At 45.9% G+C, this 24,796-nt stretch carries 24 protein-coding genes and 1 tRNA gene; 13 read left to right on the top strand and 12 right to left on the bottom strand.

Annotated elements, in window-relative coordinates:
- Positions 1 to 11: 11 nt before the first annotated feature.
- Positions 12 to 1,775 (bottom strand): lipid A export permease/ATP-binding protein MsbA, encoded by a 1,764-nt coding sequence (gene msbA / locus ICU98_RS02315; RefSeq protein WP_215352557.1) that lies wholly within the window; start codon positions 1,773 to 1,775, stop codon positions 12 to 14.
- Positions 1,776 to 1,785: 10 nt separating this feature from the next.
- On the opposite strand from msbA, the gene ICU98_RS02310 reads away from it, so the two are divergent.
- Genes ICU98_RS02310 through ICU98_RS02300 form a run of 3 tightly spaced genes read left to right on the top strand, consistent with a single transcriptional unit; the run spans position 1,786 to position 4,507 of the window.
- Positions 1,786 to 2,571, top strand: a complete 786-nt coding sequence (locus tag ICU98_RS02310; RefSeq protein ID WP_215335253.1) for a glycosyltransferase family 2 protein — start codon at positions 1,786 to 1,788, stop codon at positions 2,569 to 2,571.
- Complete coding sequence (locus tag ICU98_RS02305; RefSeq protein ID WP_215352555.1) at positions 2,568 to 3,359, top strand: glycosyltransferase family 2 protein; 792 nt, start codon at positions 2,568 to 2,570, stop codon at positions 3,357 to 3,359. The genes ICU98_RS02310 and ICU98_RS02305 overlap by 4 nt, the downstream gene beginning before the upstream one ends.
- Positions 3,356 to 4,507 carry a glycosyltransferase family 9 protein gene (locus tag ICU98_RS02300; RefSeq protein WP_215352551.1) on the top strand — a complete coding sequence of 384 codons (1,152 nt, stop codon included), beginning with the start codon at positions 3,356 to 3,358 and terminating at the stop codon, positions 4,505 to 4,507. Before ICU98_RS02305 ends, ICU98_RS02300 begins: the two co-directional genes overlap by 4 nt.
- Before the next feature lie 13 nt (positions 4,508 to 4,520).
- Here the strand turns inward: ICU98_RS02300 and dnaE are convergent, their stop codons facing one another.
- Positions 4,521 to 8,132 carry a DNA polymerase III subunit alpha gene (gene dnaE, locus ICU98_RS02295; RefSeq protein WP_215352548.1) on the bottom strand — a complete coding sequence of 1,204 codons (3,612 nt, stop codon included), beginning with the start codon at positions 8,130 to 8,132 and terminating at the stop codon, positions 4,521 to 4,523.
- Between the two features lie 3 nt (positions 8,133 to 8,135).
- On the opposite strand from dnaE, the gene gluQRS reads away from it, so the two are divergent.
- On the top strand, positions 8,136 to 9,080 hold the full coding sequence (gene gluQRS / locus ICU98_RS02290; RefSeq protein WP_215352547.1) for a tRNA glutamyl-Q(34) synthetase GluQRS: 945 nt from the start codon (positions 8,136 to 8,138) through the stop codon (positions 9,078 to 9,080).
- Between the two features lies 1 nt (position 9,081).
- Here the strand turns inward: gluQRS and ICU98_RS02285 are convergent, their stop codons facing one another.
- The 5 genes from ICU98_RS02285 to queG form a co-directional block, all read right to left on the bottom strand.
- Entirely contained in the window at positions 9,082 to 10,539 is a 1,458-nt protein-coding gene (locus ICU98_RS02285; protein ID WP_371818432.1) for a DEAD/DEAH box helicase, read from the bottom strand.
- A gap of 6 nt (positions 10,540 to 10,545) precedes the next feature.
- Positions 10,546 to 10,953: a heme-binding protein gene (locus ICU98_RS02280; RefSeq protein ID WP_215352546.1), complete on the bottom strand. Its 408-nt coding sequence runs from the start codon at positions 10,951 to 10,953 to the stop codon at positions 10,546 to 10,548.
- A 62-nt stretch (positions 10,954 to 11,015) separates the two neighbouring features.
- On the bottom strand, positions 11,016 to 11,360 hold the full coding sequence (locus ICU98_RS02275) for an AzlD domain-containing protein (protein WP_215352545.1): 345 nt from the start codon (positions 11,358 to 11,360) through the stop codon (positions 11,016 to 11,018).
- On the bottom strand, positions 11,357 to 12,145 hold the full coding sequence (locus tag ICU98_RS02270) for an AzlC family ABC transporter permease (protein ID WP_215352544.1): 789 nt from the start codon (positions 12,143 to 12,145) through the stop codon (positions 11,357 to 11,359). The genes ICU98_RS02275 and ICU98_RS02270 overlap by 4 nt, the downstream gene beginning before the upstream one ends.
- A 19-nt stretch (positions 12,146 to 12,164) precedes the next feature.
- Positions 12,165 to 13,292: a tRNA epoxyqueuosine(34) reductase QueG gene (queG, locus tag ICU98_RS02265; protein WP_215352543.1), complete on the bottom strand. Its 1,128-nt coding sequence runs from the start codon at positions 13,290 to 13,292 to the stop codon at positions 12,165 to 12,167.
- Positions 13,293 to 13,337: 45 nt separating this feature from the next.
- Between queG and tsaE the strand changes: the two genes are divergently transcribed.
- The 3 genes from tsaE (at position 13,338) to ICU98_RS02250 (ending at position 15,335) form a co-directional block, all read left to right on the top strand.
- Entirely contained in the window at positions 13,338 to 13,844 is a 507-nt protein-coding gene (tsaE, locus tag ICU98_RS02260) for a tRNA (adenosine(37)-N6)-threonylcarbamoyltransferase complex ATPase subunit type 1 TsaE (protein ID WP_215352541.1), read from the top strand.
- Positions 13,845 to 13,851: 7 nt separating this feature from the next.
- The gene (locus tag ICU98_RS02255; RefSeq protein WP_215352539.1) at positions 13,852 to 15,183 is read left to right on the top strand and encodes an N-acetylmuramoyl-L-alanine amidase; all 1,332 of its coding nucleotides are present in this window, start codon (positions 13,852 to 13,854) and stop codon (positions 15,181 to 15,183) included.
- 76 nt (positions 15,184 to 15,259) lie between these two features.
- A tRNA-Lys gene (locus ICU98_RS02250) sits at positions 15,260 to 15,335 on the top strand.
- Positions 15,336 to 15,489: 154 nt separating this feature from the next.
- Here ICU98_RS02250 and ICU98_RS02245 read toward each other — a convergent pair.
- On the bottom strand, positions 15,490 to 16,344 hold the full coding sequence (locus ICU98_RS02245) for a DUF3800 domain-containing protein (RefSeq protein ID WP_251365370.1): 855 nt from the start codon (positions 16,342 to 16,344) through the stop codon (positions 15,490 to 15,492).
- 4 nt (positions 16,345 to 16,348) lie between these two features.
- On the bottom strand, positions 16,349 to 16,486 hold the full coding sequence (locus tag ICU98_RS02240) for a hypothetical protein (protein ID WP_156471309.1): 138 nt from the start codon (positions 16,484 to 16,486) through the stop codon (positions 16,349 to 16,351).
- Positions 16,487 to 16,985: 499 nt separating this feature from the next.
- On the opposite strand from ICU98_RS02240, the gene ICU98_RS02235 reads away from it, so the two are divergent.
- Positions 16,986 to 19,811, top strand: coding sequence for a DNA methyltransferase (locus ICU98_RS02235; RefSeq protein ID WP_215352537.1), 2,826 nt, complete (start codon positions 16,986 to 16,988; stop codon positions 19,809 to 19,811).
- Here ICU98_RS02235 and ICU98_RS02230 read toward each other — a convergent pair.
- Both ICU98_RS02230 and ICU98_RS02225 read right to left on the bottom strand, forming a co-directional pair.
- Positions 19,803 to 19,982, bottom strand: coding sequence for a hypothetical protein (locus ICU98_RS02230; protein ID WP_215352536.1), 180 nt, complete (start codon positions 19,980 to 19,982; stop codon positions 19,803 to 19,805). The two genes, ICU98_RS02235 and ICU98_RS02230, sit on opposite strands and share 9 nt — an antisense overlap.
- A gap of 2 nt (positions 19,983 to 19,984) precedes the next feature.
- Positions 19,985 to 20,131: a hypothetical protein gene (locus ICU98_RS02225; RefSeq protein WP_215302268.1), complete on the bottom strand. Its 147-nt coding sequence runs from the start codon at positions 20,129 to 20,131 to the stop codon at positions 19,985 to 19,987.
- A 50-nt stretch (positions 20,132 to 20,181) separates the two neighbouring features.
- Here ICU98_RS02225 and ICU98_RS02220 point away from each other — a divergent pair, with 50 nt between their 5' ends.
- Entirely contained in the window at positions 20,182 to 20,787 is a 606-nt protein-coding gene (locus tag ICU98_RS02220) for a hypothetical protein (RefSeq protein ID WP_215352535.1), read from the top strand.
- Between the two features lie 7 nt (positions 20,788 to 20,794).
- Here ICU98_RS02220 and ICU98_RS02215 read toward each other — a convergent pair whose 3' ends face one another.
- Positions 20,795 to 21,235: a DUF6641 family protein gene (locus ICU98_RS02215; RefSeq protein WP_215352534.1), complete on the bottom strand. Its 441-nt coding sequence runs from the start codon at positions 21,233 to 21,235 to the stop codon at positions 20,795 to 20,797.
- Between the two features lie 344 nt (positions 21,236 to 21,579).
- On the opposite strand from ICU98_RS02215, the gene ICU98_RS02210 reads away from it, so the two are divergent.
- The 4 genes from ICU98_RS02210 (at position 21,580) to ICU98_RS02195 (ending at position 24,769) form a co-directional block, all read left to right on the top strand.
- Positions 21,580 to 22,113 carry a hypothetical protein gene (locus tag ICU98_RS02210; protein ID WP_215352533.1) on the top strand — a complete coding sequence of 178 codons (534 nt, stop codon included), beginning with the start codon at positions 21,580 to 21,582 and terminating at the stop codon, positions 22,111 to 22,113.
- A gap of 252 nt (positions 22,114 to 22,365) precedes the next feature.
- The gene (locus ICU98_RS02205; protein WP_215352531.1) at positions 22,366 to 22,932 is read left to right on the top strand and encodes a site-specific integrase; all 567 of its coding nucleotides are present in this window, start codon (positions 22,366 to 22,368) and stop codon (positions 22,930 to 22,932) included.
- A 270-nt stretch (positions 22,933 to 23,202) separates the two neighbouring features.
- Entirely contained in the window at positions 23,203 to 23,979 is a 777-nt protein-coding gene (locus ICU98_RS02200; RefSeq protein WP_215352529.1) for a hypothetical protein, read from the top strand.
- Positions 23,980 to 24,055: 76 nt separating this feature from the next.
- Positions 24,056 to 24,769 carry an AAA family ATPase gene (locus ICU98_RS02195; RefSeq protein ID WP_215352527.1) on the top strand — a complete coding sequence of 238 codons (714 nt, stop codon included), beginning with the start codon at positions 24,056 to 24,058 and terminating at the stop codon, positions 24,767 to 24,769.
- Positions 24,770 to 24,796 lie beyond the last annotated feature (27 nt).

The raw sequence follows: 24,796 nt of genomic DNA, 5'->3' as shown, positions 1-24,796 counted from the left end.
AGAACGGGCTTTCAGGCATTCGAGAACTGAATACGATGCAGATTGGCATACAAACCATCTTGCTTGATCAGATCTTCATGCGAACCATTTTCGACCACTTGGCCTTGATCTAGCACCACAATACGATCCGCGTGTTCAATCGTTGAGAGACGATGAGCAATCACTAGCGTGGTTCTGCCAGCCATCAATCGCTCTAATGCATCTTGAACTTGGCGCTCAGATTCAGAATCTAAGGCAGAAGTTGCCTCATCCAAAATCAAAATTGGGGCATTTTTATAGATCGCTCTCGCAATGGCGAGACGTTGGCGCTGACCACCAGAGAGTCGATTACCATTATCGCCAATCATGGTATCAATGCCTTCTGGCAACTCTTTCATGAGGGCACCTAGATTGGCCGCCTCAAGCGCTTCAATCACACGGCCACGGTCAATGCCTTCGCTTGCCACAGCACCATAAGCAACGTTTGCGGCAACCGAGTCATTAAATAAAATCACGTCCTGACTCACAAAGGCGAGCTGCTTACGAAGATCAGCTAAAGCAATATTTTCCAGCGGGATATTGTCTAAGAAAATTTCACCGCTAGTCGGCTTAAAGAATCGAGGCAGCAAGCTGACTAAGGTTGACTTACCACCACCAGATGGGCCTACGAAAGCCACAATCTCTCCTGGCTGAATCGATAAATTGATATGACGCAAAGCATCTTGGCGTCCGACTTCTTGCTCATAAGAGAAACCAACATCCTCAAACCGAATTGCACCTTTGGCTTTATCCAATGACTGCATGTTGGCTTTGCGGGACTCGTCTTCTTCAATGGGTTCATCCATCATGCCAAAAATCATTTCTGCAGCGGTCAAGCCCCGCTGTAAAGGCTGATTGATATCAGCCAAATGCTTCAAGGGGGATATCACCAACATCATGGCTGTAATGAAGGCTGCAAATCCACCCACAGTAGTACCTTCGGTAGCGGATTGCATCAAGGCAATCACCAATACGACCGAGAGCGCCATAGAGGCGATCAGTTGCGTGATCGGTTGATTCAGGCCACCTGCCACAGCAGATTTCAGCGCAAATTGGCGCAAGCGTTCCGCCTTCTCTTTAAAGCGGCGCATCTCATACTCATGGGCACCATGTACCTTAACGATTTTGTAACCTGCTGCAGACTCTTCAACGATATAAGCCAAATCACTGGTTAGGCCTTGCTGCTCACGGTTAAGCGAGCGCAGACGTCGATTAATCTTGCTCATGATCAAAGCAATGATTGGGAAAATAATTAAAACCACCAATGTCAAGCGCCAGTTGAGGTAAATCAAATAACCCATTAAACCAATCACGGTCAAAGAGTCTCTCACCAGACTGATTAACATACCTCCCATAACGGAGAGTACATTGTTCACTTCGAAGACTACAGCGTTGATCAGAATCGAGGCAGAGTTCTTCTGGAAAAAAACTGTTCGGGCATGCAATAGAGTCTCAAACATTTGCTCACGTAGTTTGAGTAAGACTGAGTTAATGACACAAGTGAGCAAGTAGTTGGAGAGAAACTGTGCCAGACTTCTCACCATAGCTAGACCAATCAAGAAAATTGGCACCTGCCAGAGCTTAGAGTTGAGTTGCCCAGTAAAGCCCCGATCGAGCAATGGCTTCATCAAGGCAGGGATCGAAGTCTCGGCTCCAGCAACCACTGCCATGGCTAATAAGGAACCCATAATCAAGCGAATATGCGGTCTGAGATACTGAATTAAGCGGTTTAGGGCGGTACGGTCTTGAGCATTCATATAATGAATTATGCCCACCTTATCTGTCATAGTCATAACCCGCAATGAAGAGGCCAATCTTGGGGATTGTTTAGCCTCCCTGGAAGGCATTGCCCGTGAGATTGTTGTGGTTGATACCGCTAGCCAAGACCGCACCCTAGAAATCGCCCGAAACTATGGTGCCATCATTGCCGAGCCCGCCGATTGGCCTGGTTTTGGCCCCCAAAAGAATCGCGCTTTGGACCTTGCTACCTCTGAATGGGTGCTGTCCCTCGATGCTGACGAAAGACTGACTCCAGCCCTCAGATCCGAGATCGTGACCGCCATCAATCACTCAGCGCAGGTCGACTGTTTTGCCATTCCCAGGCTGTCTTGGTACTGCGGGAGATTTATTCGCCACTCTGGCTGGAGTCCAGATTATGTTGATCGCTTATTCAAGCGAGGTAGCGCCCGTTTCTCAGATGATTTGGTGCATGAGCGCCTGATCCCAAATGGTCAAGTAGCCCGCCTGAAAAATCCGATGCTGCACTATAGCTTTATGAACTACTCCCAAGTTCTGCAAAAGATTGATCGCTACTCCACTGCCTCTGCGGAACAAGCATTTGCTGAAGGCAAAACCAGCAGTCCTCTGAAAGCGGTTTTGCATGGCGCTTGGTCCTTCTTGCGCACCTATATTCTGCGAGCAGGCTTCTTAGATGGTCCACAAGGATTGGCTTTAGCCATTTCCAATGGGCAAGGCACCTACTATCGTTACATCAAGCTGTGGCAACTCAATAAGCTCAGTCGACATTCTGATCATCAGGGTACTAAAGAATGATCTCCGTGTTACTGGCGACCTATAACTGGCCGCAAGCCTTGAAGCTCTGCCTAGAATCCCTGAATCAACAAACAGACCAGGATTTTGAGGTCATCATTGCCGATGATGGCTCAAAGCAGGAGACCAAGGCGCTGATTGATTCTATAAGCACTGCTTTTTCAGTACCGATTACCCATCTCTGGCAAGAAGATATTGGCTTTCGTAAGACGCGCATCCTTAATCAAGCGATTGCAGCTGCTAAAGGAGACTATCTGGTTTTTTTAGACGGTGACTGCATCGTGCAAGCCGACTTTGTTGCCAAACACCGTGAGCTTGCACAGCCAGGACATCTGGTGACCGGCAGTCGCGTCATTCTCAATGAGGCTCTCACTAAATCACTTTTGTTATGGCTCCACTGGGATGCAAGTCGCTTCTTCGCCAGCCTCCTGAGTTATCGCCTGAGCGGGGGGATCAATAAATACCTACCCATCAAGATCAAACTGGGTGATGGTAGCTGGCGTCATTACAAAAAATTTGTTTGGCGACGCATCAAGGGTTGCAATATGGCCTGCTGGAAGACGGATGCGCTAGCAATCCATGGTTTTGATGAAAGCATGACAGGTTGGGGCCATGAAGATGCGGACTTTATATTCCGTCTACAACAAAACGGCATCATTCGGAAATCCGGCGCATGGGCGACTGAGGTGTTTCATCTCTTTCACCACATTCATGATCAATCCAATGCCGCTGAGAACGCCCGCCGTGTGCGTGAAAAGATCCTCGCAAAAGCTCAATCAGAAGCACCATGACCCACTTTTCGTCCTTTAAACCCAAGAAGGTTTTGTTCATTGCCACACGACAAATTGGTGATGTACTAGTGACTACACCACTCATCTCCAAAGCCCGTGAATTATGGCCTGAGGCAGAGTTTCATTTTCTGGGCTACCGGGGCAAGCTCGATATGCTCAAAGGCAATCCTGATATTGCCGAGATCATTGAAACCTCAGATCGCCCTCGCCTTCCTGAATATCTATCTCTCTTCAATCGTTTGTTTCAGCGATACGATTTGGCAATCGTCACCCAGCCCAGTGATCGCGCCTATCTGTATGGATTATTGGCTGCGTTCAGAAGAGTCGGCGTTCTGGGCGGGCATCCCCAAGGTCAGACTGGCATGGACAATACAGACCGCAAGGCTGAGCGTCAAAATGCGTGGAAGAAAGCCATCTGCATGCACACGGTGAATGTAGATTACTTTCAGCAACATGTCATTGTAGAAAAGCTCCGCTTGCTGGAGCCTTTCTACAAAAATCCCGAAGATCTATTTAGCAAACCGATTTCGGTGACTCCTCCTAAAGAGGAAGCACTTACCCCAGTGATTGCCAGTCAACTGCAATCCCCTTATGTTGTAGTGCATCCCGGTCCCTTGACAGCGTACAAACGCTGGCCACTATCGTATTGGCAGACTTTAATGACTTGGTTGACCTCCCAAGGTTGGCAAGTTGTTCTGAGCGCCTCTCCTGCACAACAGGATCTGCAGCTCAATCAAGACATTCTCTCTTTGTTAGATGAGGGCACGCGGCAAAAAGTGATTAATACTGCAGGCCAGCTTTCCATCCCACAAGCAGCAAGATTAATGAAAGGCGCACTGCTGTATGTTGGAGTCGATACTTCGATCACCCATTTGGCAGCAGCTTGTAATACCAAGACTATTGCCCTTTTCGGCCCTACTCCACCGACCAATTTTGGACCATGGCCGAATGGCTTTGTCGGTACTGCGCCCTATGTACTTCGCGCCCGTACTCAAACCAGTGACTATGTAACGATTTTGCAAGGTCCTGGAGAATGCGTACCGTGTCGCAAAGCAGGCTGCGATGATCATCCCAATAGCCTGAGTGAATGCTTAGATTTACTAGAGCCTTCTCAGGTGATTGCGGCTATCGAGCAAAGCCTTCAGTAAACCCTCAATAAATTTAGTGGTACTGAACTTGTACGGGATTGGCTTGCTTGGAAGCGAGTACTTGATGCAGGCTATGTAAGCAGGCGTCATCTGGGTAGACTCGCAAGTCTTCTGGAAACTGAATTAAGCAAGCACCCCCTGCTGTAGTGACCGCCGCCGTCAGAATTAAACCCTTCACTCCATCATTAGCGCTTGTCGTAGGAGGAGCGCCAAATTTAGGTTCACGGGTCCGATTGGCCATTAAATAAGGTCCGATTTGACTTCGCAGCATCTTCACATCAATCGCCGAATCAATGCAGACATGCACATTGCGAGCAAAGCGCATTCTGGCACCCGTGATATCCATAACAGCTTCGGCAACAACGCGCATACCACCTGAAAACTTATCTGGCGTGACATTCACCTTAGCAACCAGCAGCTCATCCTCTTTGAGCCACGATCGATTGGGCTCATAAACTTCGCTATAGAGCGTCACCTCAATGGCCGCACTACCATCATCGATCGTCGCAATCATCATGCGACCACGCTGACCAGTGAGCATGCGAGCGGAAGTAATGATCCCGGCAATTAATTGATCTTTACCTTCAGTCACTTTGGCCAAGGGCTGACGAATAAAATGGCTCGCTTCTTCACGATAGGCATCAAACATATGCCCTGTTAAGCAAAGTCCGAGTGCCGTTTTTTCTTCGGAGAGGCGTTTCTTCTCAGACCAGATGGGTTCACGAACCAACTCTGGAAGATGGCGATCCTCCTCGCCAGCAACTTTAAATAAGCTGACCTGATTGACGGAGGCCTCTGCTTGCTCTGCAGCTTCAATCGCGCGCGCAAGCGAGGCTAGCAAGGTAGAGCGGATATCAAATAAATTGCCGCCCGTTTGGAGCTGATCTCGATACAAACTATCAAAGGCCCCAGCCTTGATTAGGGCTTCAATTGCGCGACGATTGACTTGACGCCGATCGACTCGCATACAGAAATCAAAAATATCTCTGAAGGGTCCACCCGCTTCGCGTACTTTGACAATCGATTCAATTGCCGCCTCACCCGTTCCGCGCACAGCCCCTAAACCATAACGAATGTGACTAAGTGGCGCATCCGGTGCAGCATCGGGACTTCTCAAGGGGGTGAACTCATATACACCAGTATTGATATCTGGAGAAAACACCCTGATGTGATTGGCTAAGCAATCGTCATACAAAATCTTGACCTTATCGGTGTCATCCATGGCGAGCGATAAGTTGGCTGCCATAAATTCTGCGGGGTAATGGGCTTTTAACCAAGCGGTTTGGTAGGCCAGCAAAGCATAGGCAGCAGCGTGGGATTTATTAAAACCGTAACCTGCAAAACGCTCCATCAGGTCATAGATTTCATTGGCCTTGCCTTCAGAGATACCGCCGGCTTTGGCGCCCTCACTAAAGATCTTGCGATGCTGTGCCATCTCTTCCGGCTTTTTCTTGCCCATCGCGCGACGCAATAAATCAGCACCACCGAGTGAGTAGCCTCCAATCGTCTGCGCCATCTGCATCACCTGCTCTTGATAGACCATGATGCCGTAGGTTTCTTTAAGAACCGGTTCGATACGGGGATCGGGATACTCTACTTTCTGTCGGCCATGCTTGCGCTCAATAAAGTCTGGAATGAGATCCATTGGGCCTGGACGATATAAAGCGACCAAAGCGATGATGTCCTCAAAGCGGTCCGGCTTGGCTTCACGGAGCATGCCTTGCATGCCGCGACTTTCTAACTGAAAGACGGCGACGGTATTGGCTTTTTTGAGAGCCTCAAATGCCGCAGGATCATCGAGCGCCATATCACCAATACTCCAGTCCTTGCGATCCGCATGGAGGGTTTTAATCCAGCGCTCGGCTGCTGCCAGAATGGTTAGTGTCGTTAAGCCTAGGAAGTCAAACTTCACTAGACCAATCGCTTCCACATCATCTTTATCAAACTGGCTGATGACTGAACTGCTGTCTTGCTCTTTTGTCTCTTGGGTATAGAGGGGGCAAAAATCCGTTAACTTTCCAGGCGCAATCAATACACCACCCGCATGCATACCCACGTTACGGGTCATGCCCTCTAATTGTTCAGCTAGAGAGAGCAGCTGACGGACTTCATCTTCATTCTTCTCACGCTCAGCTAATTGCTTCTCTTCTTTTTTAGCCATATCAATCGTCATGTATTGACCCGGCTTATTCGGCACCAGTTTGGCAATGCCGTCAACGAAGTTATAGCCTTGCTCAAGTACCCGACCCACATCGCGGATCGCGGCTCGAGCCGCCATGGTGCCGAAGGTGGCAATTTGACTGACCGCGTCTTTGCCGTACTTGTCTTTTACGTACTGGATTACACGGTCACGACCGTGCTGACAGAAGTCAATATCAAAGTCGGGCATCGAGACACGCTCAGGATTGAGGAAGCGCTCAAAGAGCAAGTTGTAACGCAAGGGATCGAGATCCGTAATACCCAAGGAGTATGCAACGAGCGAGCCTGCACCAGATCCACGCCCAGGGCCTACAGGCACGCCGTTGTTCTTGGCCCAGTTAATAAAGTCAGCAACGATCAGGAAGTAGCCAGGGAAACCCATTTGCGAGATTGTCTTGACTTCAAAGACGAGGCGATCGTGATAACGACCCTCTTCCTTAGCGCGCTCTTCTGGATCGGGAAAATTACGCTCCATGTGGCGCTTCAAACCGATCTCGGACTGCTGCAGTAAATAGTCGTCAAGCGTAATGCCAGGCGGTGTCGGGAAATTCGGTAAACGCGGTTGGCCTAAAGTCAGCGAGAGATTGCAACGCTTCGCAATTTCCACTGAGTTTGCCAAAGCAACCGGCAAATCCGCAAAGCGCTGTTCCATTTCTGCTTGACTGAGGAAATACTGCTCCTCATTGAATTTCTTTTGCCGACGAGGGTTACCGAGTAACTCACCTTCAGCAATACATACTCGCGCCTCATGCGCCGTGAAATCACTTCTTTGCATGAATTGCACTGGATGGGTTGCCACAACCGGCAGGTCCAACTCGCTTGCTAAATGGCAAGCGAGTTGAAGGTGTTGCTCGTCTTGTGGGTGACCACCACGCTGTACTTCAATGAAATAACTACCAGGGAATATCTTGCTCCAACGCTTTGCTAGTTCTCTCGCTTGATCAGCTTGACCTCCCAGGAGAGCTGTACCCACATCACCGATACGAGCACCTGACAACGCAATCAGACCATCAGCAAGGGTCTTCTTCGCTTTACGGTCCTCCTCTTTGGCAGCAGGCTCAGTAAACCACTGAGGATGCACTTCTGCTCGTCCACGTGATTGATTGTCCAATGAGGCGCGGCTCAGTAACTGACATAAATTCCGATAGCCCGATTGGTTTTGCACCAAGAGCAACAGACGATGGGGTTGATCAGGATCTTGAGGATTGCTAATCCAGACGTCAGCGCCGGCAATCGGCTTAAGTCCTTGAGAGCGAGCCCCAGAATAAAAACGCACTAAACCGAATAAATTGCTCAGGTCCGTGATAGCTAGGGCGCCCATCTCATCTTTGGCAGCTGCGGCAATCGCATCATCAATTCGCACGATTCCGTCCGTAATTGAAAACTCGGAGTGGAGACGAAGATGAACATAACGTGGTGAAGCCATGAGATGATTTTAGCTGTGTCCAAACTTCAAAATCCTCCTTCCCCAGCCAGAGCCTATCGTGGGCGATTTGCGCCTTCCCCGACTGGTCCTCTGCATGCTGGCTCCCTAGCAGCAGCACTTGGCAGCTGGCTGGACGCACGGGCTCATCAGGGTCAGTGGCTACTTCGGATTGAGGATGTCGATACCCCCCGCAGCATTCCTGGGGCAGCCCAGCAAATTCAGGGTCAACTGCTAGCCTGTGGCCTGCAATGGGATGAGGAGCCGGTATGGCAATCCGAGCGGCAAGAAGCCTATCAAAAGGCCTTCACTCAGCTCATTAACGAGGGTCAGCTCTACCCCTGCAACTGTTCCCGCCAAACGATTACTGCTGCCTTAAAGGCCCTAGGTGTTCAGACCGAGCGCCATCAAGAATTGATCTACCCAGGAAGCTGTCGATCGCAACTTGGACTAAAACAGGAAAATACCCTCGCTGCTTGGAGAATTGCACTTCCAGAACACTGCACTATTGCATTTGAGGATCGTGCCTTAGGCCATCAGACCCAGCATCTCAATCAGGAAGTAGGCGACTTTGTCTTACGAAGAAGTGATGGCTTATTTACTTATCAATTGGCTGTGGTAGTTGATGACGCAGAACAAGGCATTACGCACGTGGTGCGTGGAGCAGATTTGCTCAGTAATACGGTAAGGCAAATCTATTTACAAAAAGCGTTGGGCTACCCGACCCCAAAATATTTACATTTACCCCTGGTGCTGGATGAATTTGGTGAAAAGCTGAGTAAACAAACTCTCGCCAGTGCCATTGATACCAGTACCCCTACTCATGCCCTCAAAGCGCTGGAGCAAGCGGCCAATCATTTGGGTTTACAAGCAGTGACTAAAGAGAGATTTCACAGCATTCATGCGTTCTTAGTAGCAGCTACGGCTAATTGGAAAGACCGGTACTGCTGATTTACTTCTTCTTAAAGCCGCCGAGCAAGGCGCCTACTGGAGCTTTGGCTGGAACAATGCCCACTTTTTTGACTTCTGGCTGAGGATCCGTATTTTCTGCTTGATTGACTGTCTTCGAAGATTCATAAGGCATAGAAAAGAAAGGATCAGCAGCAGCTGGCGATGGTTTCGGTGTTGAATACGATCTCTGAGAAGTCTCACGAGTCGATCGAGGCGACCGATGTCTAGGCTCATAGTCAGATTCCTGACCGCCAGGAATATCGATATTAGGCAATGGAACAATCTCTAACTTGCGCTTCATTAACTTCTCGATATCGTCGAGCAAGCGTTTTTCACTCTCGTCAACTAAGGCAATCGCATCACCAGTGCTACCCGCACGTCCAGTGCGGCCAATCCGGTGAATAAAGTCTTCGGCATTGAATGGTAATTCGTGATTAATCACACACGGCATCGCTGGAATATCTAAGCCACGTGCTGCCACGTCGGTTGCAACCAAGGCTTCAATTGCACCAGACTTAAAGGCATCCAGAGTTAAAGTTCTTTCGCCTTGGCTCTTATCACCATGAATCGCACCGGCTTTGATGCCATCACGCTCTAGAGCCCGTGCCAATCTGCCACAACCCATCCGGCTATTGGTAAAGATAATGCACTGACGGGATAAACCTTGTTCTGTCCGCGACGCCAAAATCTTCACAATCGCTTTTTCTTTATCCCCCGATCGCACCATATGAATCACTTGGCGCACGGTATCGGCAGCAGCATTTTGTCTCGCAACTTCAACCGTCACGGGATTGCGCAAATAACTCTGTGCCAGTTTTTTAATCTCTGGCGAGAAAGTAGCTGAGAATAATAAAGTTTGACGCTGCGCTGGAATCAAATTGATGATGCGCTGTAGATCGGGTAAGAAACCCATATCCAGCATCCGATCCGCTTCATCCAACACTAAGAGTTCTACTTGAGAGAGGTTGGCCACTTTAGAGCCAATGTGATCCAAGAGACGACCAGGCGTGGCAATCAAAATCTCAATACCCCCACGCAAAGTGGCGACTTGCTCTTTCATATCCACACCACCATAGACTACGGCTGAACGTAAATCGGTATGACGAGAATAGTTCGCTGCATTCTCTGCAACCTGCACTGCTAACTCGCGAGTCGGCGTCAAAACTAAAGCTCGAATGGGATGCCTAGCCGGTGAAGCGCTACTGCTTGCATGACGCAAAATGCGCTGAATAATAGGCAATACGAATGCAGCAGTTTTGCCAGTACCGGTCTGGGCAGCGCCCATCAGATCCTGCCCCAATAAAACATGGGGGATCGCTTGCGCTTGAATGGGAGTTGGGCTGGTATAGCCCTGTTCAGATACCGCTTTTTGAATGAGCGGGTCTAAGCCAAAATCAGCAAAGGTGATTGTTGCTTGAGGAGTCGTTTCAGTAGAAATTTCGGTAGGGGTATTAGTCAAGGTAACTTAAAGGATGGCAGCAATGCCTGCTTTTGCAGTAGCAGCATCATCGGCCGATTTAACGCCGGAAACGCCGACTGCGCCGATGGTAAAACCATTTACCTCGATATTGACTCCGCCTTCTAACATTCCCATGCTGTGGGGAACCGATGCAAAAGCAGTACGGCCATTATTAATAATCTCTTCGTAAACGCGAGTTTCACGTTTGCCCATTGCTGCAGTACGCGCTTTCTCTTGAGCAATGTAGGAGGAGATGTGCGCGCAGCCATCACGACGAATCAAGCCTAATAGGTGGCCACCGTCATCACAAACCGCAATGGTGACCGCGAAATTATTTTCTGCTGCGTACTGATTTGCTGCATCCAGAATCTTCTGTGCGTCGGCCTGTGTCAAATAAGGTTTGGTAGCTAACATCGTTCTTCTTTCAAGTTCTATTGATATGTCATTAATAACAAATATTGCTGTAATTATAAGGGCTAGTGGGTTGCGCCGTATAAGACCATCAGGCCCGTTCCTACCAGCAGTGCGGCCGATAAACGGCGCTGGGGCCTAGAAACCATGACCCCGAGGCTAATAATGCATATGAGGATACGCATCCACAACGATACATTCTGGAGCATTCCGACGGGCAGCAAAATTAGCCGAATGGTCAAGGCCGCTACCATTGCATAGGTCACTGCGGCAAGCCAGCGGAAAAATTCGGTATCTTGGTTGATATGTCCTGATAAAAGCACGCCAATTGCGCGACAGAAGTAGGTCCCTAAACAGGCTCCGCCTAAGGCAAGGGCCAGCTGCCAACCATGAATAACGTTGGGCATCATCCGATGACTCCTGGACGTTTACGAATCATCTTACGATCAATGTAATAGGCCAAGGTTCCAGCAATAATTCCGGCAGCCAACAAACTGGAATCACGATCAACAAAATAAAAGATCGGCCCTAGTATGCAGCCCAGGGCAATCGCAATCCGATTCACCCAAGGCTTCACATCCGTGAAAGTCAAGAGAAAAAATAGAGGATTAATAAAAATCAGACCCAGAGTGATTGCGGCAGGAACCCATGCAGCGAGGTAGTAACCTAAGATCGTTCCCGGAATACTCATCAACCAGCAGACCAAACCAAATCCCAAGAAATAATTGAGTCGATGCTTGCGTTCTATCGAAGGAAACTCGCGCATGGTCATGGACCATACTGTCATTGCAAGCATATGGACTGATGCGTATAAATTACGATTGCGATCTTTTTCATGCAATTGAGGAAAGAGCGTCACCGTCATCGTGATGAAGCGTGTAGAAGTTAAGGTCACCGCTAAAGCAATTGCAATGACGGAGGATCCTGTCATCACCATTTCCATGAGAACAACTTGCCCAGGCAAAGCAAACATCAACAAGCTAGTCAACGCGGGGAACCATACATCAAAGCCATTGGTTTTACCCATGGCTCCAAAACCCACCATGCCAGCAAACAAAACAATGGCTGGAGCGCCCGCAGCATGTTTGATGCCTGACCAAAACGCATCCTGACGATTGACATAGCGATTCTGACTTGGTCCATCGCGCCCATTGTCGGCAGAGTCGGAGTGCTGGTGTTGGGTTAATGAAGACATCGGACTATTGTAAGAGGACTTAACAAGCGCTTGCAGATTGTGCGAGAGCCCATTCGATATGCTCTATCACCAACGGGGAAGTATGAGCTGCAGTATCCAAAGCCTCTATTAACGCTTCCCGAATATTCTCTTTTTCATCTTCAGATATACCCGAGCTCAATGCATTACCAAGGGCAACTGCTAAATTGCGACGCCACTTTGTATAGCCAATGCGCCGAATCGCACTACCCTCGTGGCGTTGCTCAAACTGTGCTTCTGTCCATGACCACAACTCCAGCAATGAGGCGCTACCCAAGCCGTGGCGCGCAGCAAAATCAGGCAAGGCACTGCGTTGGGCAAATTTATTCCAAGGGCAGATCAGTTGGCAGTCATCGCAGCCATAGACGCGATTACCCATCGCCTTACGAAACTCTATCGGTATAACGTCGGGGTTCTCAATCGTCAAATAAGAGATGCACCGTCTTGCATCCAGGGCATACGGCGCTGTAATCGCTTGTGTCGGACAGATATCAATACATGCACTACAGCTACCACAATGCTCTTCGATTGCTTCATCCAGCGGTAGCGGAATATCAACCAAGATCTCGCCCAAGAAAAAAGTTGAGCCCGCTTCTCGGTTGAGCAATAAAGTATGTTTACCGCGCCAACCTAATCCTGCTTTGCGAGCTAACTCGACTTCCATGAGTGGCGCAGAATCAGTAAAAACGCGATACCCAAAAGAACCAATCTTGGCCTCAATGGCCTTTGCAAACTCTTGTAAGCGTTGGCGCAAGATCTTGTGATAGTCACGACCTCGTGCATAGATAGAGACCACTGCTTGATCTGACTGAGCAAGACGCTGCCACTCATGATCAAAATTCACTTCGGGTGGCACATAATTCATGCGCACACAAATCACACGGGTTGTCCCAGGCAAGAGCAGTTGGGGATCCGAACGCAGCGCAGCATGCCGTTGCATATACTCCATGTGGCCATGGCGCCCTGCAGCGAGCCACTCTCGTAACTTCTCAGTAGCATCCCCCAAATGGGTATCGGTCACACGGACATCATCAAAACCAATAGCCTTAGCCTCGCCATCAAGCCATTGGCGTAGGGACGATAGCTGAGTGCTATCCAAGGCAGAGGGGGTAGATGAAGTTGAACTCATGAATTCAGAATGTAGCGCAATAATTGAATAAACTAGGCAAATACCATGACACAGAGCCAAACCCAGATAAAGCATTGTAGGCAAGAAAGCGAGACTGCGACCCTCGGTCAGGGTCTAGGCAAAGCCATCGCTAAGATCTGGACAGCCAATCCAAGCGCTCACCTCAATCTCGCTCTAGAGGGTGATCTAGGGGCTGGCAAGACCACTTTTGCACGCTATCTCATTCAAGGGCTAGGACATACGGGGAAGGTGAAGAGTCCCACCTATACCCTCTGTGAACCTTATCCAATCCAGATTGATCAAAACCCCGTCACCATCTATCACTTTGATCTCTATCGCATGCGCTCTCCGCTCGAGTGGCAAGAGGCAGGCTTTGCCGAGTACTTTGATACACCAGGATTGTGTTTAATTGAGTGGCCCGAGAAGGCTGAGAATACTTTACCGTCATTTGATCTCGTAATGACATTGACCGCCGGTGACACCGAGGCTGAGAGAGTCATTAGCCTGAGTGCCAAAAGTACTGCTGGCAAGCAATTACTCGACCAAATCTAGCATCCACATGAAGCACTCTAGCCCTGCCAATCTCTCAAGAAGACAGCATCTCAAGACTTCGGCCAAGCTTCTAGGCTTTGTCCTCCTCTTAGGAGAAATTGAGATCGCTTGGGGCGCCAAGATTCTGGGTGTAAGGATGTGGCCCTCTGAAGACTACACCCGCATAACACTCGAGTCAGATACTCCGCTACCCATTACGCAGCAAGTATTAACTAACCCAGATCGATTGGTAGTGGATGTCCAAAACCTGGAACTCAATTCCACCCTCAAAGACATCGTTGCCAAGGTCAAGCCCAATGATCCTTATGTTTCACAAATTCGGGTTGGGCAATATCAACCCAATGTGGTGCGCTTAGTCTTTGATCTCAAAGAGCCAATTAAGCCGCAGCTCTTTACCCTTGACCCAATTGGTGAGTACCAATACCGCATGGTATTTGATCTCTACCCAACTACCCCGCCCGACCCTTTAATGGAGTTAGTCAAAAGTAGTGCTCGCAAAGAGCAGGCCCTAGTTAAATCCAATGAAGAAATCGACCAAATTGCCCAGTTTGCTAGCAAGCCTGATAAAGGTCCACCAGTTGCACAGGCCATTCCGGATGTGAAGACCCCTAAGGCAGCCGCTAAATATAAACGTCTAATCACGATTGCTATCGATGCCGGCCATGGTGGCGAAGATCCTGGTGCAATTGGTGCAGCAGGCTCGAGAGAAAAGAACGTAGTGCTTTCGATTGCCAAACGCCTCAATCAAAAGATTGAAAGCGAAGACTATATGCGCCCTTTTTTAACCAGAGACGGTGATTACTTTGTACCCCTACATGTCCGAGTGCAAAAAGCCCGCGCAGTCCAAGCGGATTTATTTGTTTCAATCCATGCAGATGCTTTTATTGAAAGAGATGCCAAGGGTGCTTCCGTCTTTGCACTCTCCCAAATGGGGGCTTCGAGCACGACTGCCAGATGGATGGCCAATAAAGAGAATGCTTCGGATCTGATTGGTGGCATCAATATCAAAACCCAAGACCGGCAAGTGGCCAATCTCTTACTGGATATGTCGACCACGGCGCAAATTAATGACTCACTTCAGGTCGGCAACTCGGTTTTAAGGCAAATTGGTGGTTTTGCCGCCTTACACAAAGGCAAAGTAGAGCAGGCCAGCTTTGCCGTTCTCAAGGCCCCAGATATCCCCTCGATCCTGGTTGAGACTGCCTTTATCAGCAATCCCCAAGAGGAAGCCAGACTCAATGATGACGCCTATCAGGACCGAATTGCTGAGGCCATTTTGAAGGGAATTAAAGAGTATTTCTCGAAGAATCCGCCAGTAGCCAGACGGGTGAACTCCTAAGCATCGGGCTATACGAGGCAGGAGCAGCAAGAGCTCAGGACGAAGTCACAAGTCTTGCTATAATTTCCGTTTTACCGGGTCGGTAGCTCAGTCGGTAGAGCAGCGGACTTTTAATCCGTTGGTCGCGAGTTCGAATCTCGCCCGACCCACCAGTATCAAGAAACCCTCACTAGCAATAGTGGGGGTTTTGTCTTTCTGGGTTGGTCAAATGTGGATGACTGCTGGTAACAATAGATGATCTATTGGAAGTTTCGAGTGGGGATGGCAGACGCTGGTTCAGACTGATTGACCGTAAACGTCTCTTCATTAGCCAAACGAGGTAGCCCTAAATTTCTGCTGTGGCTCTATCCCCTGGTCAATCAAATACTCCACTAATTCAGCATATCTAGCCCTATATGGGTCATGCTTCACAAATGCGGGGCTGAACCAGAGGCTACTTGGTTGAACTTTATTAGTTATGTGACGAAAAAATAATGGTGATATCTGGCCAAAAATGGCCTTAGCGGAAACATCATACCGATCATCCTGCTGAGTAAATGAGTTAATAGCAAATCGCAAAGATCCTATAACAACATCTACTACGCTACAAAAGTGCGACTGGCCAATGGCGGTGAAGTGGTAGCCCAATATTCGATTCACTTTGAAAGCAACCCCATTTGGTAATCGCTTTGAAATTCCGCTTGATAACTTATTGATTAATTCCCCCTCTATTAACTTATCTTGAAATCTATCAATCATCACCAATCCGAATCCGTCTGGATGCTCAAGATATTCGTTGAAGTGATGGCATAGAGTATCTACGCTATTTCTTCTGGCATCCTCGGAAGAGGTTGTTATGTCATGAAGAATCAAGTTCACGAGCAGTTTGCACTCATACTTTACTGCTGCGGCAATAATATTTTTCTTAAGCTCGATAAATTGCTTATGCTCAAGATCTTTAGGACCGGGATTAAATTTCAAAACATAATCATCGGGCACATCAAATCGTTTTCTTATATCGATAATTTCATTTGATAAAGCAAGAGCATTTTCCGCCTTTATGACTACTCCGCCATAAAGGAAAAAGTCATTAGGAACTTTTTGATAGTTTGTCTCATCACAATAAAGTAAATGCATGTAGGTCTGATTGAGGGAAAACAGCCAGATTGCTCTGGCTGCCAACCCATTACTTCTTAGGTTTAGTTTGCTTGACTACAGTTTGTTTAAAAGTAGTAGATGGATTACTCTTAGCGGTTTTAGCACTCACGAACCTTCCATCTACAGCGCTTTTATTCACCGTAGTTACAGTCTTCTTAGTGGCCATAATGGACTCCAAAAAAGGGTTATTAATCACAAGACCCTTTTCGCCAAATCATTTTGGTATAGACTACGCATACCTGTTAAGTACGCTTAATCACAGGAAGCGGTGTTAGTTCGAGCTAATACCGCTTTTTTCTTGCCCCTCCAAACCCAAAAACACTATATCTAGTGATACTTGGATGCGTTACCCCCGATTTTAGTGTTTTGCATGGCTTTTTGCAGGCATTTCTAGTAAAAATTTATAAGTATTTTTGCTTAAATTTAGAGTGATTTTGGTGCGTAAATTTTAGAACCTTAATAGTCAATGGTTTCACGGTGAGCAGCTGCTTACGCACATCTGGTATTCAAGTGTCGCGAAACGCGACACTTTCAATTCAACTTCAATCCCCAAACCATACTCAATAGCCTAAACCTTCGCATTCACTTGCACCAAAAGCCAAAAATTGCAATGGCTTATAGCACATGGGTATTATTGATACACCCAGTCCTAAGCAATTAAATCTATGCCAGATATCACCATTAACGAAATACGCAGACGCTTACAGCTATTTGCAAAAGAACATGCTACAGATAGCGATGAAAAGCAACATGCACAGCAATTTTGGCGTGATTTCTATACGTGCTTTGGACTTAGCAAAAGTTCAGCAAGCATGTTTGAGGCTCGTGTATTAAAAGTTGGCGGTGCACGTGGCTATATAGATAGCTTTATACCCGGGGTCTTGTTGGTAGAACAAAAGAGTTTAGGCAGAAACTTAGATGATGCATACGTACAAGCACAGGCATATTTTCACGCAATTGCTAATGAATTTGAAAAGCCTCAATACATAATTACTTGCGACTTTCAAAACTTCCAACTTTATGACTTACAGAATAACGCTAAAGAACCTCTAACTTGCAAGCTAGATGAATTACATAAACGTGCAGATTGGTTTATGTTTTTAGTTGATAAGCGTGTTCATGCTGTAAGTGAAGAATTGCCGGTTAATCGCAAAGCCGCAGAACAGATTGCCAAGTTACACGATGCCTTGCTTAAGGCTAACTATAAGGGTAAAGATTTAGAAAGTTTTTTAACTCGTCTCTTGTTTTGTTTATTTGCAGATGACACGGGAATATTTGGCGAAGACGGCATATTTAGACGCTTAGTGGAAGCCACTAAGGAAGATGGTAGCGACTTAGGCAGTTCAATTGGCTTGTTATTTCAAGTTCTAAATACACCAAAAGATAAGCGACAAACTAATTTAGATGAAGCATTACAAGCATTTGAATACGTCAACGGCAGCTTATTTGCTGAAAATATACAAACGCCCTACTTTGATTTTGACTTACGCTCAATCCTACTTAAGTGCGTACAAATTGACTGGAGCGGTATTAGCCCGGCTATTTTTGGGGCTATGTTTCAGGCTGTACTGGAAGAAGGTGCAAGTGATACAGCACATCGAAAAGAAAGCCGTAGAGAATTGGGCGCCCACTATACAAGTGAACGTAATATTCTCAAAGTTATCCAACCATTATTTTTAGATGAGTTGCACGAAGAATTCAATAAGGCTAAGGGCAATAAAACTAAGCTAACTACCTTATATGACAAGCTACCCACATTAAAGTTTTTTGACCCAGCCTGCGGATGTGGTAACTTTTTAGTAATAGCTTATCGAGAAATACGTAGGATAGAAAACGATGTTATCAACGAATTGTTTTTTAAGGGTCAAGCACAGGGTGGTTTATTAGATATTGCGACGTTATGCCGCGTAAATATTGGACAGTTCTACGGAATCGAGATTGACGAAGCAGCAACACACATTGCACGTGTAGCGTTATACATAACTGACCATCAACTTAACTTAGAAGCGGCTAATAAGTTTGGCAAAACGCGTGCAACAGTTCCTCTGGTGACAACGCCGCATATACATTGTGATAATGCGTTGCGTAAAGATTGGGAAGATGTAGTTAAAGCAGAAGACTGCAGTTATATATTTGGCAATCCGCCGTTTATTGGTGCTGCCCTAAAGAGCAAAGAGCAGCAAGCCGATATGAAGTTGTTGTTCGATAGTGTTGATAACTACGGAAAACTTGACTATGTATGTGCTTGGTATTTGATAGCATCAAAATACATAACCAAAAACACCAATGTAGTTGTTGCATTTGTGTCCACCAATTCTATAGTACAGGGTGAGCAGCCTCCAATTTTATGGAAACCTTTACTTGCAAACCATATAAAAATTAAATTTGCACATCGCACATTTAAATGGACCAACGAAGCAAGAGCATCAGCCGTAGTCCAATGCGTAATTGTTGGCTTTGGCAAGCAAGATTGGCCTTACTGCATTGTCTATGACTACAAAGACGGGGTGGAGACTGAGCCAACTGAAATAAAAGCAAAACAAATTAATGCGTATTTGGTTGATGCTGAAAATCTATTAATTGAAAAACGATCATCAGCTCTATGTCCCGGCTTGCCAGAATTGGTTCGCGGAAGTATTCCTTATGATGATGGTAATTTTTTACTCTCAGAAGATGAAAAAAACGAAATCATAAGAAGAGAGCCGAATGCATCGAAGTTTATTAAGAAGTATGGTGGCGCAAAAGAAATGCTTACCAATGATTGGAGATATTGTATTTGGCTCAAGGACGCCACGCCTTCTGAAATTTTGAGCTTGCCGATCATTAAAGATAAGGTGGAAAGAGTAAGAAAATATAGGCAAGAAAGTGCTACCGCCTCGATTAACTCCAAAAAAGATGTTCCCTCTTTATTTGGCGATATTAGACAGCCTAATGCTGACTATTTACTAATCCCACGACACTCCTCTGAGAATCGGAAATTCTTACCAATTGCATATGTTTCCAAGGATGTCATTTGTGCGGACTCTGCTTATGCCTTGCCGAATGCAAGTCTTTATCACTTTGGCGTATTAAATAGCTCTATGCATAACAGCTGGATGAGGGCCATTGCCGGCAGATTAGAAAGTAGATATAGATATTCATCCAATATTGTTTATAACAATTTTATTTGGGTTACTGATTTAAACGATGAAGATAAGTCAGAAATTGAGCGTTGCTCGCAGAATATTTTAGATATAAGAAACGGCCTAGCAGGAACAAATGTTGGCGATGCATATAAGACAATTGTTATGCCAGTTGAACTGATTAAGGCGCACAGAGAATTAGATAAAGCTGTAGATAAGGCTTATGGCTATAAAGGCGCAGATGATGATGCAAGCAGAGTGGCATTTTTGTTTAAAAAATATGAAGAATTGACGAGTCTATTACCGTCCACAACATTAAAGAAAAAACGTATTAAAAAATCTGATGATGCGCAAGCCAACTTAATTTGAGTCTAGTATCTCGTCAATCTTTGTAAGTTCCGCCTGCCCAGCCTTAATCTTCTGCCTAGCACGCTCAGCCTTAACCGCTTGCTGATCTCGCTTTACACGGTCTTTCATGGATTTAAGTCTAGCTTGCTCTGGGCTTAGCGGCTTTTGCGGGGTGATTTCGTCGAATCTCATAGTTATCCAATCTGCAATGGCTGGTGTGGCACATTGCTTGATCCAAAGATGGCTTGAAACAACTTATAAGCCTGAGCTTGATTTTGGGCATACAGAATGGTTTCAACCCACATTCCTGCTGCATTAACTGTTGCCTTATATCTTTTCATATAGATATTTAGCAAATATCATTCTTCCATGCGACTCTAAGGGAACAAGCATGCAAAGCAAAGCATCTGATACAAAAGACATTCACGCTTTTGAAGTATTGATTAAAGACGTTACCTCAAGCTTAAGTTATTTGAGAAAAGCCGATGAACAGCATTTAAGACGATCAACAATTAGAACTATTGGTGCTGCTATTGAGGGAATCATCTTTCACCTAAAAAATATTGCATTAAACCAAGCCACAAGTTTTCCGGAACTCTATTCTGATTTAGAGGTTGCCGCCCTAAAAGAGGAGACATACTCGGTAAACGAAAACGGAGTTGTCCAGAAAAAAACTATGCTTATCCCTTTAAAGACAAGTATCAAGCTTATTGTGAAAATTGTAGATAAAGACACCAAGTCCCTTCATGAAAAAAGTTTTAATAACAAAGGGTGGGATGCGCTAATTGCAAATATCGAAGTAAGAAATAGAATTACTCATCCCAAAAAGATTGAGGATCTAGCAATTACCAAAAAAGAGGTAGATCAAGCAATAAAGGCATTTCACTGGACTTTAGCTTTGGCGCTAAGGACCGGCGATTCAGTAAAAGAGAACTTGAAGTCTCGCGTAATCTCTCTAGAATCTAAAAGAAAGCTTAGTTCACATAAAAAGAAATAGCCAATACCTAACGCCTAAAACTACCCCTCAAACTAGCACTTGCAGTCTCAATCTGCTCATCTAACTCCCCCGCCTCTACTGCTGCTTTAATAGATTCAAGGGCTTTAATTAATGCCTCACCACTAGCCACTTCCACACTGGGTTTGCCTTTGGCTAGCTCTAGTGTCCAGCTTCCATATTTAACGGAAACGCAGACTTTTCCTTCATCACTTTGAAACCACCATGGTTTTATACGCTTAGGCACCTCTATTTGCTTGCGCAGTCCAGTTTCACTATCTTTCACGCTTTTGTACTTCATGACTACAAATGGGGTGCCCTCTAGCTGACTTTTAGCGAGTTGGATCTGCTCCCAGAGTTTTGATCCCAGCTTATTTCTCCTAATAACAATGGCTGGCATATTGCGGGGTTTTTTAACGGCCACTAGCTTTAAGTGACTTAATTGGCTCATTTGAATTCTCCTATGTAGTTAATGGGCTCATTAAGTGTGTTTTCGATATAGCGCTTTGGTCGACCTCTTTTTGCCTAATTAGAAAAATCGGCTCATTTTGGACATAAAAAATATGGTTTTTATTAACAAAGGCTAAATATTTACGAGTCGCGTAATGAGTTGCATTGAGATGCGAATAAGAAACAAGTTGCAGTTGCTGTAAGAGATGCAGTTAGTTGCTGTATTTGGGACAAATGAGTAGCTCTGAACAGCAACTCACGCAACAGCAACTATCTTTTGTCTCTGCTACTCCTTGCATCTCAAAGCAACACCGCGACTCCTTTCAACATTAAAGGAGATTAAAAATGAAAGAAATCACAGCCCGCTTATGGGAAAACAAAATGTACGGAACAACCTTCGGCAAAGGTCAATATCGCAAAGCCATCTACAACGGCACATTGGAGATCCCAAGTCCTTATGCCAAGTATTTAGTTGATTTTGAGGAAGTTGAAACTTGGTTTCACTTTCCTAAAAGCCCAATACACATTGAAATGGCAGCTCGACTAAGCAATATCCCAGCAAATGAAGACGGAGTATTAATGAGCTGGATCTATCGCTATGAGAATGGCGTTAAGAGTGCTGTTGAGGGGTATGCTGCGCTAGACATGAACTACAGCAGAATTTATATTGAAATTAAAGATTCTGAGCGCGGAATCGATGAATACTGGGAGCTACCCGTTAGAAGCTGTATCGCTAGAATTCCCGGTAAACCCACCCCAGCACTGATAGCCACAACACAATCCGAGCTAAATTCCCCTCAAAAACCGTCTACAAACGGGGTATTTGTCGGCGGACATAAGCAAGCACTTGAGAACCTACAAAAGTACGCTATCCAGTGATTTGAAGCAGCAGCTAAGGTCGTCGTCTAAAGACGACAGATCTTGGGGATCTTTGCTAAATACTTATAAGAAAAAAGGGTTAAGAAAAGTAGCATTTTCTTAACCCGAACTTGTAAGTCATTGATTCTTGGAAGCTATTTGTACTGTCAATTTGTCCTGTTACGTGACACTTCGCAAACAAGTTGAGGTCGACCTTTTTTCCTTAAGGAAACATACTTAAAACGCACATTTTATTTATGACAGGAAAACCAAATGGCACAAGCAAAAACCTTATCCCAAGCTGAACTTGATCAAGTTCTTAATTACGTCGGCACCAAAAAGTATGCTCTACGCGACAGAGCAATCATCCTCACTAGCTTTCTCGGAGGCCTTCGCGTCGCCGAAATTGCCTCCTTAACCATGGGTGATGTAGTGAACCCCGATGGATCGATTAAGAATGAAATTCGCCTCAGTGCAGCGCAGACTAAAGGCAAATACCCCAGAACTGTATTTGTTTCTCAGCGCTTACAGGTGGAATTAGCCAACTACCTCACAACAAGACATGCCAAAGGCGCTGATATCCCCTTTTTTCATACCGATCATCGCTTACGCTTTAGTCCCAATGGCTTATGCGTATGGTTTCATCAGCTATACAAGAATGTCGGTATTAGCGGAGGCAGTAGTCATTCAGGAAGAAAATTTTTCATTACCACTTTGGCTAATAAAGGCATTGGCGTGCGAATCTTAGCCTCTTTGGCAGGTCATCGATCGATTGCCGTAACGCAAAGATATATCGATGTAAATGATGAGCAAAAGAGAAACGCCGTTGAATTAATTTAAGAAAAATAATCACGCAATTACATTTTTATTTTTCATAAAATTTTCAAACAGAGTTTTTTTGGTGATTTTTTCTTAAAAATAAAATCGCCCTACAAGCCCCTGTTCATGGGGCTTTGATTTTTTGTATTTTTGTGTCAAGGAAATAAAACAACAGCAAAATTTGCGCGAAAAATACGAAAAAAATTAGACTGCTTCTATCAACACAACCGCATCACCGGCAATCTCGCCAAAACCGTGTTGATAATTTTTTAAAAATGAAGGAGCATCACCATGAGAATCACAGCAAATCAAAAGCATGAAATCGCTAGCGCAACGTTGGTAAAACTCGATGCATTAGCAAATCGTCGTCAAGTTTGGCAACGGGACTTTTACGATAAATCCAATAAGGCGCTTTACGCCCTTCTCTCAGACTGCCTAGGCATGTATTACGAGATTAAAGGCAGCTCTGCTGAAAAAGTTGTTTTAGAAGGCATTAAAGCCAACCTAGAAGGACGTGGCATTAAGGTACAAACCAGCACTCCAGTGCTAACCTTACTCGTCAAGTACGTGTTTAATGCTGAGCGTCGCAGAGCTAGTGCTTATTCCCGGGCATTACGGGTAGCAGCTAAAGAAGCTATTTCAGTGGGTAATTTCGCTGAATGGGTAACCAAGGTTGGTGGCATTGAGGAAGTTGCCAGTACTAAGGGCATTACCGATGAGACCATTAAAAAACGTAGTCAGCTGGATAATAAGGTTGCCGAGGTTAAGCAATTACTGGTTAACCAGTTGCAACACCCGTTGTGTTTGGTACCAAAAACTGCCTTGGCGCATCCAGCTGACTCTGCCGAATACACGCTCTTAATTGGCAAGATGTTAGCCAGCGGTCAAACGCAGGTATTAAGCGTAGTTCCAGGCTCTTCTGGCGCCATGATTGAGCAAGCAATTCGCAAGATCGCACAAGAATTGCTCAATAAGGTCGAGGAGCATGTCAAAGCCCAGGCAGAACTCGCAGCGCAAGCAGCGATCACTGAAGCAGCCAATCAAGCCTACTTCAAAGAGATGGCATAAGTCATTGTTCATTATTTGACAGGGGTTAAGGACTGATCAACCGCCCCTGCTTTTACCCAATTAGAAAGGAAATACCATGAGCTTCGCACTCAAATATGCACCTAAAACTCTCGATGAGGTTGTTCTAGGCGGCATCACCCTCAAAAACAAGCTAGCTGAATACATTAATGGGCGTGACTTAAAGCCTTTAATACTTCATGGCGGAGTTGGCACTGGGAAAACTACCATTGCCAATTTATTGCCTGATGCCATCGAAAGTAAAAAGGCAGAAGTTACCCGTCTTAAAGCGGTGGAATTTAATTCCATCAATGATGTCATGCAGACTTTTGAAGATCACACCATGTTTTATCAAGTATTTACGATCAATGATCAAAAACGTAACTACATCATTTCTAATGAAATTAACTTCACTCCTAAAGCAGCAATAGCTTTTAGAGATGTAATCGATGACATGATCGGTCATACCCAGTTCATCTTTACAACGAACTACATCGATCAAGTCGACATTGCCTTACGTGATCGCAGCAACTGCTTGGCTGTGCCTCCAGTAACAGCAAAAGACTGGCTTTCCCGAGCGCAGTGGATTTTGCAGCAAGAAGGTATTGCTCTGCCAGATGATCAATTACTCAAGATTCTCACTACGCAATTGCAAGTGAGCTCCAGTAACCGCAAACTCTTAGAGCGTCTTGAGGACTTTGTTAGATCCGTTCGCAATCCTCCGAGTAATCCTGGCGGGGTTCTTGAGATATCACCTTCATCAGAACCCATTAACCCCTTGATGGCTGCTTGACCACACCAGTACTAGCCCTAGTGGCTA

This window comes from Polynucleobacter sp. MWH-P3-07-1, assembly GCF_018687555.1.
In the GTDB taxonomy this organism is placed as follows: domain Bacteria; phylum Pseudomonadota; class Gammaproteobacteria; order Burkholderiales; family Burkholderiaceae; genus Polynucleobacter.
Note: the sequence above shows the minus strand (reverse complement) of the source record. Positions and strands in the feature narration are given on the sequence as shown.